The sequence below is a fragment of the Rodentibacter sp. JRC1 genome (assembly GCF_020521555.1).
Classification (GTDB): domain Bacteria; phylum Pseudomonadota; class Gammaproteobacteria; order Enterobacterales; family Pasteurellaceae; genus Rodentibacter; species Rodentibacter abscessus.
Genome location: NZ_BPWA01000001.1, coordinates 2,210,822 through 2,223,311 on the forward strand (window position 1 = coordinate 2,210,822; position 12,490 = coordinate 2,223,311).

Consider the following 12,490-nt stretch of genomic DNA (forward strand, 5'->3'; position numbering starts at 1 on the left):
TTTTTAGTGTTAGATTAAATTCTATTTGTTTTAAATGATTTACATCAGAAAAAATTTGATAAAAAACAAAACTATTTTGGGGTTGCTCCGGTATTTCCATCCGTATGAGCAGGGCTTCTTATCATTTCCCTGTGCCCGTCAATTTCATATGGTACAGGCTGTGGTTTTGGCGGGTTGATTTCTTTAAAAGGTTCATCTTTTAGTTTACCGGAATAGATTTCCGGATTTTCTTTTCCCGTTACGATTAAATGTCCCATTGTTCCTTTATTGGCGGCTCGGAAAATTGAATGATCCATCAGAACATAAGTACCCGGCACGTCAATTTGTGTTTCAATAATAGTAGAACCTGCCGCAGGGATTAATGTCGTTTGAACGTTGTGATTGATTAATGTACCGCCTTCTACATAAACATTATGAAAAATTGTACCGATAATGTGAAACGAGGCGGCTAAATTAGGGCCTGCGTTACCGATAAATAATCTTATTTTTTCTCCGGTTTTGGCTTGTAAGGCGTTATCACCCATTAAGGAACCTACTTTGCCATTGTATAACACATAATCAGGGCGTTCATCTAATGCCTTTTGCATACTGAAAGGTTGTAACCCCGGCTCACCAAAATTTCCTCGCGTGTAAAATTCACTTTGCATAACGTAGTATTCATGATCAACTTTAGGTAATCCCTCTTTCGGTTCGACTAAAATTAAACCGTACATCCCTTTTGCCAGATGTACGGCGACAGGTTGGCTGCCGCAATGATAGATATAGAGACCGGAATGTAAGGCTTTAAATCGGAACGTGCTGGTGCGGCTCGGGGCGGTTTCATTTGCTATTGCGCCGCCCATTGGGGCTGAGGCGGCGTGGAAATCAATGCTGTGTGACATCATTGAACCGGCTGAGTTTGAAAGTTGAACTTCTACAATATCGCCCTCACGAACACGAATAAAAGGAGCCGGCACGCTACCGTTGAGCGTCCAAAATTTGAATCGTACCCCCTCCATCAGTTCCGTAATTTGCTCAAGTGCGGTCAATTTTACGATAATTTTTGCAGGGTAGTTACGGTCAATCGGTTTAGGAACCTGAGGGGCTAATGTTAATTCCGCTTCAATTTCAGGCAAATTGTCATCAATTGCTTTATTTGATGTTTGCGCATATGCATTAGGCACTGGGTTTAAGCCTGCACCTAGTGTGATTGCGGCGATATTTAACACGCCGGTTTTGAGAAAATCACGTCGTTGTTCATTCATTTTATACAACCAAATCCACTTGATCGCCTTTGGCTTGTAACCAGTTTTTTCGATCTTCCGAACGTTTCTTCGCCAATAGCATATCCATTAATTCCAAGGTTTTTAAATCTTGATCTTCTTCCAAATCATAAGTTAATTGCACGAGACGTCGGGTATTCGGATCCATTGTCGTTTCACGTAATTGAGACGGATTCATTTCACCCAAACCTTTAAAGCGTTGTACGTTCGGCTTGCCTTTTTTGATTTTCAAACGATCTAAAATCGCCTCTTTTTCGCTTTCATCTAAGGCGTAGAATACTTCTTTGTTTAAGTCGATACGATAAAGCGGCGGCATTGCTACGTAAACGTGTCCGTCTTGCACCAGTTTTGGGAAATGACGTAGAAAGAGCGCGCAAAGCAAGGTAGCAATATGTAAACCGTCAGAATCCGCATCGGCAAGAATACAAACTTTACCATAGCGAAGCTGAGATAAATCATCATTATCCGGATCGATACCAAGTGCTACGGCAATGTCGTGAATTTCGGTCGAACCTAACACTTGTTCCGGCGAGACTTCCCAAGTATTGAGGATTTTCCCGCGTAATGGCAAAATTGCTTGATATTCACGATCACGGGCTTGTTTTGCCGAACCGCCTGCCGAATCACCTTCGACTAAAAAAAGTTCGGTCTTTTCTAAATCTTGTGAGCCGCAATCGGCTAATTTACCCGGTAACGCAGGGCCGCTGACTAATTTTTTACGTACTACTTTTTTGGCGGCACGTAAACGTCGTTGTGCAGAACTTATCGCCATTTCGGCAAGTTTTTCGGCATCTTGCACGTTTTGATTGAGCCATAAGCTAAATGAATCTTTTAAAACACCGCTTACAAAGACCGCACTTTGGCGTGATGACAATCGTTCTTTGGTTTGCCCGGCAAATTGTGCATCTTGCATTTTGAGCGAAAGAATATAAGCGCAACGCTCCCAAATATCGTCTGCGGTCAGCTTTACGCCTCGTGGTAATAAATTGCGAAATTCACAAAATTCACGCATCGCATCAAGTAAGCCTTGGCGTAAACCGTTAACATGGGTACCGCCTTGAATAGTGGGAATAAGGTTTACATAGCTTTCGCCAATGAGTTCGCCACCTTCAGGCAACCATAACAATGCCCAGCTAACCGCTTCGTTTGAGCCTTTAAATTCACCCACAAAGGGTTTTTGCGGCAAAGTCTCATAGCCATTAACCGCTTCAATGAGATAATCGGATAAACCGTCTTCATATAACCACACATCTTGTGTGTTGTTGACCTTGTCAATAAATTTGATTTCAAGCCCTGAGCAGAGAACGGCTTTTGCACGTAATAAATGACGTAAGCGACTTACGGAAAATTTCGCACTGTCAAAATATTTGGGGTTCGGTTTGAAGTGTACGGTTGTTCCGGTGGTGCGTCTGCCGCAGGTACCGATGATTTCCAATTCTTCCACTTTTGCGCCGTTTTCAAAGGCGATTTTGTACACTTCGCCATTGCGTTTAACTTGAATATCTACGCGTTCCGAGAGGGCATTGACCACGGAAATCCCCACACCGTGCAAACCGCCTGCAAATTCATAGTTTTTATTGGAAAATTTACCGCCTGCGTGTAGTTTAGTGAGGATAACTTCTACACCGGAAACGCCTTCAGTCGGGTGAATATCTACCGGCATACCGCGACCGTTATCAATCACTTCAATGGATTGATCGGCGTGTAAAATGACTTCGATTTTTGTTGCAAATCCGGCAAGGGCTTCATCTACACTATTATCAATCACTTCTTGGGCAAGATGATTAGGGCGGGTTGTATCCGTGTACATACCGGGGCGAATTTGCACCGGTTCAAGATCTTTTAAAACGGTGATTTCTTGGGCTGAATAGTTGGTTGTCATTTAAAATTCGTGATTCGTTAAATTTGAAAATTGTGCGTGATTCTATCAAAAAGTGCGGTCATTTTCGACCGCACTTTTAATCATACAGGCTCGGCTCGTTTTCATTCGGTCTTGTTTTGAAGCGGCGATGCAACCACATATATTGCGTGATGCCTTTCATAATTTCCTTTTCCACAACTTGATTCATTCTTGCCGCAATCGCTGTTTCTTCATCTAAATCGCTAAAATCCACAGGAGCGGAAATGCTTACCGTATAACCGGAACCGTCTTGATTGCGTAACGGTGCAAAAGGAATCACTTTGCTGTTGGGGGAGGATTTTAATAAAAAATAACTTCCCGAGGTTGTGCAGGTCTCTTTCACGGCAAAAAACGGTACGAATACGGCATTTTTTCGTCCATAGTCGTGATCAGGGGCATACCAAATCGTTTCACCATGACGAATGGCTTTTATCATTCCGCGTAAATCTTTGCGATCAAGCATATCTTTATTTGAACGTAAACGACCTTGTGTTTGTAGCCAATCAAAAGCAGGATTATCATTCGGTCGATACACGCCTAGCCCCGGGTGTTGTAACCCTACGATGCGTGCGCCAAGTTCAAGTGTTAAAAAATGTACGCCGACAAATATAATCCCCTCTTGTTGATGGTCTTTCAGATAATGTAACCCTTCAATCTTTGACCACTTTTTAATACGGGCATCAGACCAAAACCAAGCCATACCGGTTTCAATAATTGCCATACCGACATTGCGTAAGTTTTCTTGCAAAATAGCTTCACGTTCCGTTTGGGATAGCTCGGGAAAACAAAGTTCAAGATTACGACGTGCAATGAGAGCACGGCGTTTACCCACCTTTAAACGAGAAAAAAGCCAACCTAACCCATTGCCAATACGGCGTAAAATAGGGTAGGGAAGTAATAATAAAGTGCGCCAAATTCCCACACCAAGCCAAAAGCCCCAATATTTTGGTGCAAGAAAAGCACGTTGAAAAGTAGGAAGTTTAGTGTTTTTCATAAAACTCCTTGTTAAATTGCGCGGTAGTTTAACGCAAAAATGACTTATGGTAAAATCACGCCAAATTTTTTATAAGAGAGATCAAAATGGCTCAATATTCAGCAGAATTTAAGCAAGCAAAGGTGCTTGTTCTAGGTGATGTAATGCTCGATCGCTACTGGTTTGGCGCAACCAATCGGATTTCACCGGAAGCACCGGTGCCGGTAGTACGGGTACAAGAAAATGAAGAACGTGCGGGTGGTGCGGCGAATGTGGCGATGAATATTGCTTCTTTAAATGTGCCGGTACAACTGATGGGATTGATTGGGCAAGATGAAACCGGTGCGGCACTTTCCCGTTTGCTGGAAAAACAAAATATCGATTGTAATTTTGTCGCATTGGATTCTCATCCGACTATCACGAAATTGCGCATTTTATCACGCCATCAGCAACTTTTACGCCTTGATTTTGAAGAAGATTTCCAAAATGTGGATTGTAAAGACGTACTTTCAAAATTAGAAAGTGCGGTCAAAAATTACGGTGCTTTAATTCTTTCCGATTACGGCAAAGGAACGTTAAAAGACGTACAACAAATGATCCGAATTGCATGTAAAGCTAATGTGCCGGTATTAATTGATCCGAAAGGAACGGATTTTGAACGCTATCGCGGTGCGACATTACTAACCCCGAATATGTCGGAATTTGAAGCGGTGGTGGGAAAATGTGATTCTGAAGACGATCTTATCGAAAAAGGGTTGAAATTAATTTCGGATATTGAATTGACCGCACTTTTAGTCACTCGCTCCGAAAAAGGTATGACTTTACTTCGCCCGAATCAAAAACCTTATCATTTACCTACCGTTGCAAAAGAAGTATTTGACGTAACAGGTGCCGGCGATACGGTGATTAGCGTATTGGCGACCGCGTTGGCAGACGGTCGCTCGTTTGAAGAATCTTGTTATCTTGCCAATGTCGCAGCCGGTATTGTCGTCGGTAAACTCGGCACATCAACGGTTTCTACCGTAGAACTGGAAAATGCCATTCACGCCCGCCCGGAAACAGGGTTTGGCATTATGAGCGAAACACAATTAAAAGAAGCCGTAGCCCAAGCGAAAGCACGTGGCGAGAAAATTGTGATGACGAATGGGTGTTTCGATATTCTACATCCGGGACACGTGTCTTATTTGGAAAACGCCCGTAAGCTGGGTGATCGTTTGATTGTCGCGGTAAATAGTGATGATTCCGTCAAACGTTTGAAAGGTGAAAGCCGCCCGATTAATAATCTTGAAAGCCGTATGGCAGTGCTTGCAGGACTGGCTTCCGTAGATTGGCTTGTACCGTTTAGCGAAGACACACCGCAACGCTTAATTGGCGAAATCTTGCCGGATTTACTGGTAAAAGGCGGGGATTATAAACCGGAAAATATCGCAGGTAGCCAAGAAGTATGGGCAAACGGTGGAGATGTAAAAGTACTGAATTTTGAAAACGGTTGTTCCACCACGAATGTGATCGAAAAAATTAAATCGTTGAAAGACTAAGTGAGAAGAAAAGGTTGGAGATTTCCAACCTTTTTAAGTTTTTCTAATGGGTTGCTTGTGGCTATTTGTATGCTATTTCATTCCAACGAAGCTCATTTTTTAGTGTGGTGAGATCGGTATTGGCATTGATATGAATGAATTCAATACCGAAAAATTCGGCAAAGATACGTAACATTTCTGCATCAATATCTAAACTAAATACACTGTGATGTGCGCCGCCGGCAAGAATCCAGGCTTGTGTGCCGACATCAAAATTCGGGCGTAGTTTCCAGAATGCGTGTCCTACGGGTAAGTTTGGCATTGCTTGGGGCTTTTCGATAGCATCAATATCGGCAACGATCATACGGAAACGGTTGCCCATATCAATAATTGTTGCATTGATGGCTTCCCCCGGTTTGGAGGTGAAAATCAAACGTGTCGGATCTTCTTTGCCGCCAATCCCCAGCGGTTTAATATCCAATAAGGGTTGCTCTTGTGCGATAGAGGGACAAACTTCAAGCATATGTGCGCCTAGCACAATTCCATTATTTTCATCTAAGTTATAAGTGTAATCTTCCATAAAGGAAGAGCCTTTCGGCAAACCGTAACTCATCACTTTTACCGCACGCACCAGTGCGGCGGTTTTCCAGTCGCCCTCCGCACCAAAACCGTAACCTTGTTGCATTAAACGTTGCACCGCTAAGCCGGGCAATTGTTTTAAACCGTTGAGATTTTCAAAAGTATCGGTAAAGGCTTTAAAATTCCCTTTTTCTAAGAAGGTTTTTAGTCCTAACTCAATACGGGCACTATCTAAAAGTGCGGTTCGTTTTTCGCCTGTTTTTTGTAAGCTTTCTGTAAGTTGGTAGGCGGTTTCATATTCTTTCACTAAATGAGCAACATCTTCCTCTTTGACTTGCTCAATAGCGTTTACTAATTCATAAACACCATAACCGTTTACGCTGTAACCAAATTTTATTTGAGCCTCTACTTTATCGCCTTCTGTTACGGCTACTTCACGCATATTGTCGCCGAAACGTGCTATTTTTAAGTGTTGTTGATCATAAATTGCAGCAATGACCCGCATCCAGCGATCAAATTTGTATCGCACCGTTTCACTTTGCCAATGCCCGACAATGATTGTTCTCGGTTTACGTAAACGGGTAGCCAAAAATCCGAATTCACGATCTCCGTGAGCCGTTTGATGCAGGTTCATATAATCCATATCAATATCATTCCAAGGAATATTTCGATTAAATTGAGTATGGAATTGCAATAGTGGTTTAGTCAGCCGGGTTAACCCTGTTATCCACATTTTAGAAGGAGAGAAGGTATGCATCCAAGCGATAAGACCGACACATCGCTCCGTATTATTGGCTTTTTGGCAAACGCTTAGAATTTCATCCGGTGTCGTTGCTAGTGATTTTAGTTTTATTTGAATAAATGGGTTTTGTTCATTGAGATAAGTGGTTATCAGTTTTGCATTTCTTTCGACTTGTCGTAGTACTTCCTGACCATATAAATGTTGGCTACCGACAACAAACCAAACTTCAAGTTCTTTTAGAAATTTCATTGTATTACTCCTTGTTAAATATTAATAAAATAATGTGATTATTTATTTGAAGCGAACTCTGCCACTGCTTTTGCAATGGGGATGCCCTGTATATAGCGTTGCATAAATTGCTCGTAACCCTGTTTCATTAACGGCTCCGGTTTACTGATAGAAAACTTAGTGTTTTTGAAAATCGTTTCATCTAAATATTGCTCTAATGATTGGGTTGAGGCATAACTCAAATAATTAGCGAGCAGCGCAATTCCCCAAGCCCCTCCTTCAGATGCAGTATCCATAATGGCAATCGGAACATCAAGGGCAGAGGCGAGAATTTTTGACGCAACGTTCGGTGTTTTGAAAATACCGCCGTGGGCAAGAATTTGTGTCACTTCTACATTTTCCTGTTTCATTAATATATCCACACCCGATTTCATTGCACCAAATGCGCTGTACAAATGAGCACGAATCAAATTGGCAAGATTAAAACGCCCCTCGGTCGGATGGATAAATAACGGGCAGCCTGTTTCTAACCCTACGCTGTGTTCACCTGAATAAAAACCGTAGGATAATAACCCTCCGCAGTTATCATCTCCATTTAGTGAGTGTTGGAGGAGCTTTTCATAAAGTAGGTTGTCACTTTGCTTTATACCGAATACATCTAAGCATTCACGGAAAATATTTATCCAAGCATTAATATCGGTTGTGCAGTTATTGGCGTGTGCCATGGCAACGGGCTTTCCGTTGGGAGTGGTGACGATATCCAGTTGTTCGTAAACGTTAGAAAGAGGCTTTTTCAACACAATCATCGCAAACGCGGAAGTACCGGCAGAAATATTACCTGTTGTTTCTTTAATACTGTTGGTGGCGATCATCCCTGTTCCGGCATCACCTTCCGGAGGACACATTTTTATTCCCGGCTGTAATTGTCCGCTCGGATCTAATAAACGTGCGCCTGTCTTTGTTAAGTAACCGGCGAATTGTCCTGCGGTTAATACTTTTGGCAGAATTTCAGTGATTTTCCATGGATAGTTTTTTTCTGCGATGAGGCTATTGAATGCACTTAACATAGATCGATCATAGGATTGGGTTTGTTGATCGATCGGGAACATACCGGAGGCTTCACCGATACCAATCACTTTTTCACCGCTTAACATCCAGTGTACATAGCCGCTTAGGGTTGTGAGATAATCAATTTGGGCGATATGCGGTTCCTGTTTGAGGATTGCGTGGTAAAGGTGGGCAATACTCCAGCGTTGCGGGATATTATGCTGGAAAAGTGCGGTCAGTTTTTGTGATGATTCTGTGGTGAAATTGTTACGCCATGTGCGAAATGATACGAGTTGATTTTTCTGATTATCAAAGGGAATATAGCCGTGCATCATACCACTGATACCGATGGCTTGTGCTGAGACAATTGGCAAACCATATTTTTCTTTTACCGCTTGTGCCAGTGATTGATAAGCATTCTGAAGTCCCTGCCGGATGTTTTCTTGAGAATAAGTCCATATACCGTCAATGAGTTGATTTTCCCAATTGACACCACCGCTTGCCAGTATATTTCCAAATGAATCAATAAGTACCGTTTTGATTCGAGTAGAGCCAAATTCAATACCGATAGAGATATTTCCGTTGCGGATGAGTTCCTTATTTGAAGGCATATATTCTCCTTACCTGAGATTTAAATAAGTTAAGGTATGCTTATACAAACCGGAGGAAATCTTAGTATTAAATCTTAGTTGAGGTTAGAGTAAAATATGCTATTTATATGGATAAAACGGCTGGTTATTATAATTTGTGATATTGCTCATATTTATAATAAAAAATATCCCCATTACTTATTATGAAAGGAGATATTTGGATCGAATCATTTTGATTATTATCTTGAATTACGATACTCCGAAGGATTTAACCCAGAGTGTCGTTTAAATAGGCGAGAAAAGTAGAGTTGATCATCATAACCTAATTGGCGGGCGATATGATAAATCGGAGCATTAGACGCATGGAGTAAATACTCTGCTTTTATCATTCTTTGTTCTTCCCGCCATCTTATTATCCCTGTGCCGATTTGTTGAACAAAAAGATGGGCTAAACGTGACGGTGAAATGTGTATATGAGCCGCAATTTCAGCAATATTATAGTTTTTATCTAAATTATCCGTAATAAAATGGCATGTTGATAAAATGCGGGGATCCAGCAAGCGTTGTTTATTCGACGGATCTAACTTAAAACATTGAATGAGCAGTTGTTCCAATAAGCACATAGACATCTCTTCGCTCAGTAAAGACCCCGAATGATATTCTTTCTCTATTGATTGAAATAATTGGAGAATCTCTTGGTAATTTTGAGTATGAGGAATTGTTAACCGTCCGACATTATGAATCGTATTGCTCCAATTTAGCCAGTTTAGCCAAAGCGCTCTGGGACGAAAATAAATCCATTGATGATGCCATTCATTGGCATCTTCTGCTCGGTGGTAATAATGAACGGCGTTTGGCGGAAATAACAATAGGTCACCGACGGTGCAATCAAAGGTATTCTTATCACTGAAAATCGTGCCTTTACCTTTAACGGTGAGATTAATAATGTAGCCTTTCATACCATTTGGGCGGTTAATGGTAAAATCCAATGCCTCGCCTTTTTGGATTGGTGTACAACCCGCAACGAGATAGGCACCGAAGTTGTAGCCGGGAAGTAGCGGGTTGGTCTGTTTATTCATCTCATTTTGTTTCATATAAATAGGATTATGCCTTGATAAATTTTTGTTTATATTTATCAAAGATTACCGCAATAAGCAAAATTAACCCGCGTACTACATATTGTGCAAAGGGGGAAATATTGAGTAAATTCATTGCATTTTCAATCGTACCGAGAATCAATACACCGGCAATAATAAAGGAGATTTTCGCCACACCGCCATTTAAGGAAACACCGCCTAGCACACAGGCTGAAATTGCAACTAACTCAAATCCGATGGATGTCATCGGTTGCCCGCTGGTCATTCTCGCGGCAAGAATTATTCCCGCTAATGCAGAAACTAAACCGGAAACCACAAAGATGATGAGTTTTGTGCGATCAACGTTAATTCCCGCTAAGCGCGAGGCTTCTTCGTTACCGCCGATTGCAAGGGTATTACGCCCGTAGGTGGTTTTACTTAATAGAAAACCAAAAATAACGATACAAATAATGGTGAAAATAATCGGTAGAGGAACGCCGAGAATGGATTCATATCCAATGTCGAAAAACGCTTCCGTGGTGATACCAACGGCTTTCCCATCTGAAATAATATAGCCTAAACCGCGGGCAATCTGCATTGTTGCAAGCGTTGTGATGAGAGAATTAATTTTTAATTTTGCAACGGCTAAGCCATTAATCAAACCAATTAATGCGCCTAGCCCGAGACCTGCGGAAATACCGAAGAAAATATTTTGCGTTGAATTTAATACAACGGCAGTGACAACTCCTGCACAAGCAATGACGGAAGCCACAGAAAGATCAATTTCCCCGGCAGCAAGGCAAAATAACATTCCACAAGCGACTATACCGCTCATCGAAATAGCCAAACCCAGCCCCTTCATATTAATAACGGTAGCGAAATTAGGAATAAAAATGCAGGAAGCGATAAAAATAGCGGAGAAAATCAGTAACATTCCATAGGAATTCCAGATTTTGTTTAGTGTGCCTGTTTGTTTTTCTATTGAATTTTTTGTATTCATATGACATCTCCCAAATTGATTCGTGATGTGTTAAGCGGTTTTGTTTTCAACTATTGCCAACTTCAAGATAGTTTCTTCGGTTGCATTTTGGCGGTCGATAATGTCTATGATTTGTTGAGTGCGCATTACCATAATTCGATCCGATAATCCGATCACTTCCGGTAAATCACTAGAAACAACGATAATTGCCAGTTTTTCATCGGCGAGTTTAAAAATTAAGTCGTAAATTTCGGATTTTGCTCCAATATCAATGCCACGCGTCGGTTCATCCAGCAGCAAAACTTTAATATCTTCAGATAACCAACGTCCTAAAATAGCTTTTTGTTGGTTACCACCGGATAGATTCACAATAGTTTGTTCAATTGATGGGGTTTTTATATTCATTTGTTGGCGCTGTTTTTCTGCATTTTCACGTTCCCATTTTTCATTAATGATAAACTTCAGGAAATTATGAGTTCGGCGTGCGCTGATATTGATATTTTCGCCTACGGTTGCTGTTGGAATAATACCTTCTTTTTTACGATCTTCCGGACAAAGTACAATGCCTTGTTCAATTGCATCTTTGGGTTTATTAATTACGACGGTTTGCCCGTCTAACTCAATGGTTCCTGAGGTCATCGTATCTGCACCGAAGATGATTTTTAACAATTCCGACCGACCAGCTCCGACCAGACCAAATAATCCCAAAATTTCACCGGCTCGCACTTTTAGATTAAAGTTCCCTTTAAGTTTCGTTCCACAAAGTGCGGTTACTTTTAGGCGAGTTTTTCCTATTTCTCGTGGGCGATAGTTGTAAATGTCGCCAAGGTTTCTTCCCACCATGCTACGCACTAATACATCATTATTAATTTGGCTTAAATCGGAAAAGGTTTCCACAAATTGCCCGTCCTTCAATACGGTGATTTCGTCACTAATGCGGAAAATTTCTTCCATTCGGTGAGATACATAGAGAATGACTTTGCCTTCCTGTTTTAATTCGTTTATTACATTAAATAATTTCTCAATTTCCGGTGCGGAAAGGCTGCTGGTTGGCTCATCAAAAGCAATGATTTTAGCACCACGGCTTAAAGCTTTCGCAATTTCAATCATTTGCCATTGTCCGATAGAAAGTGCTTTCAATGGCATATTGGGGGATATGTTTAGTGCTAATTTATCCAGATAATACTGTGCTTTTTTAACCAATTCCTTTTTGTCTACTACGCCAAAAGTATTTGGCAATTGTCCTAAACAAAGATTTTCGGCCACTGTCATTTCCGGCACGATGTTGAGTTCTTGATAGATAATTGCAATACCGGCAAGTAAGGCTTCTTTGGTATTTTTGAATGTCATCATTTTGCCGCCGATAGACAATTTACCTTTGGTTGGTAAATAGTTACCACTTAAAATTTTGAGTAATGTCGATTTACCGGCTCCGTTTTCCCCCATTAATGCGTGGACTTTGCTTTCATAACATTTAAAAGAGACATTTTGCAATGCCTTAACGCCGGGAAAGGTTTTGCTGATATTGTCAAATTCTAAATAGGGAATCGGCATATCTAACTCCTCTTTCTGATGTTTTTTTAGAGATATGTTGGTA

General features: G+C 41.2%; 9 protein-coding genes. 1 reads left to right on the top strand and 8 read right to left on the bottom strand.

The genetic code is table 11. The annotated features are described in order from the left end of the window. Positions 1–71: 71 nt before the first annotated feature. From nirK to HEMROJRC1_RS10070, 3 genes are all read right to left on the bottom strand, one after another. Positions 72–1,244, bottom strand: coding sequence for a copper-containing nitrite reductase (gene nirK, locus HEMROJRC1_RS10060; protein ID WP_226692782.1), 1,173 nt, complete (start codon positions 1,242–1,244; stop codon positions 72–74). Between the two features lies 1 nt (position 1,245). Next, a complete protein-coding gene (parE, locus tag HEMROJRC1_RS10065; RefSeq protein WP_226692783.1) occupies positions 1,246–3,144 on the bottom strand; it encodes a DNA topoisomerase IV subunit B in 1,899 nt (632 codons plus the stop codon). Positions 3,145–3,220: 76 nt separating this feature from the next. Continuing rightward, complete coding sequence (locus tag HEMROJRC1_RS10070; RefSeq protein ID WP_226692784.1) at positions 3,221–4,156, bottom strand: Kdo(2)-lipid IV(A) acyltransferase; 936 nt, start codon at positions 4,154–4,156, stop codon at positions 3,221–3,223. Positions 4,157–4,242: 86 nt separating this feature from the next. Between HEMROJRC1_RS10070 and hldE the strand changes: the two genes are divergently transcribed. After that, entirely contained in the window at positions 4,243–5,673 is a 1,431-nt protein-coding gene (hldE, locus tag HEMROJRC1_RS10075) for a bifunctional D-glycero-beta-D-manno-heptose-7-phosphate kinase/D-glycero-beta-D-manno-heptose 1-phosphate adenylyltransferase HldE (RefSeq protein ID WP_226692785.1), read from the top strand. 61 nt (positions 5,674–5,734) lie between these two features. Here hldE and araA read toward each other — a convergent pair whose 3' ends face one another. The 5 genes from araA to araG form a co-directional block, all read right to left on the bottom strand. Next, on the bottom strand, positions 5,735–7,222 hold the full coding sequence (gene araA / locus HEMROJRC1_RS10080; protein WP_226692786.1) for an L-arabinose isomerase: 1,488 nt from the start codon (positions 7,220–7,222) through the stop codon (positions 5,735–5,737). A gap of 38 nt (positions 7,223–7,260) precedes the next feature. After that, positions 7,261–8,859, bottom strand: coding sequence for a xylulokinase (locus HEMROJRC1_RS10085; protein ID WP_226692787.1), 1,599 nt, complete (start codon positions 8,857–8,859; stop codon positions 7,261–7,263). Positions 8,860–9,077: 218 nt separating this feature from the next. Beyond that, positions 9,078–9,917 (bottom strand): arabinose operon transcriptional regulator AraC, encoded by an 840-nt coding sequence (gene araC, locus HEMROJRC1_RS10090; RefSeq protein ID WP_255618279.1) that lies wholly within the window; start codon positions 9,915–9,917, stop codon positions 9,078–9,080. 25 nt (positions 9,918–9,942) lie between these two features. Further along, a complete protein-coding gene (gene araH, locus HEMROJRC1_RS10095; protein ID WP_226692789.1) occupies positions 9,943–10,914 on the bottom strand; it encodes an L-arabinose ABC transporter permease AraH in 972 nt (323 codons plus the stop codon). 30 nt (positions 10,915–10,944) lie between these two features. Continuing rightward, the gene (gene araG, locus HEMROJRC1_RS10100; protein WP_226692790.1) at positions 10,945–12,447 is read right to left on the bottom strand and encodes an L-arabinose ABC transporter ATP-binding protein AraG; all 1,503 of its coding nucleotides are present in this window, start codon (positions 12,445–12,447) and stop codon (positions 10,945–10,947) included. Positions 12,448–12,490 lie beyond the last annotated feature (43 nt).

Excerpts from the sequence above, each read along its gene's own strand:
- hldE (WP_226692785.1), top strand. The coding sequence starts at position 4,243 with ATGGCTCAATATTCAGCAGAATTTAAGCAAGCAAAGGTGCTTGTTCTA.
- araG (WP_226692790.1), bottom strand. The coding sequence starts at position 12,447 with ATGCCGATTCCCTATTTAGAATTTGACAATATCAGCAAAACCTTTCCC.
- araA (WP_226692786.1), bottom strand. The coding sequence starts at position 7,222 with ATGAAATTTCTAAAAGAACTTGAAGTTTGGTTTGTTGTCGGTAGCCAA.
- araH (WP_226692789.1), bottom strand. The coding sequence starts at position 10,914 with ATGAATACAAAAAATTCAATAGAAAAACAAACAGGCACACTAAACAAA.
- HEMROJRC1_RS10070 (WP_226692784.1), bottom strand. The coding sequence starts at position 4,156 with ATGAAAAACACTAAACTTCCTACTTTTCAACGTGCTTTTCTTGCACCA.
- araC (WP_255618279.1), bottom strand. The coding sequence starts at position 9,917 with ATGAATAAACAGACCAACCCGCTACTTCCCGGCTACAACTTCGGTGCC.
- nirK (WP_226692782.1), bottom strand. The coding sequence starts at position 1,244 with ATGAATGAACAACGACGTGATTTTCTCAAAACCGGCGTGTTAAATATC.
- HEMROJRC1_RS10085 (WP_226692787.1), bottom strand. The coding sequence starts at position 8,859 with ATGCCTTCAAATAAGGAACTCATCCGCAACGGAAATATCTCTATCGGT.
- parE (WP_226692783.1), bottom strand. The coding sequence starts at position 3,144 with ATGACAACCAACTATTCAGCCCAAGAAATCACCGTTTTAAAAGATCTT.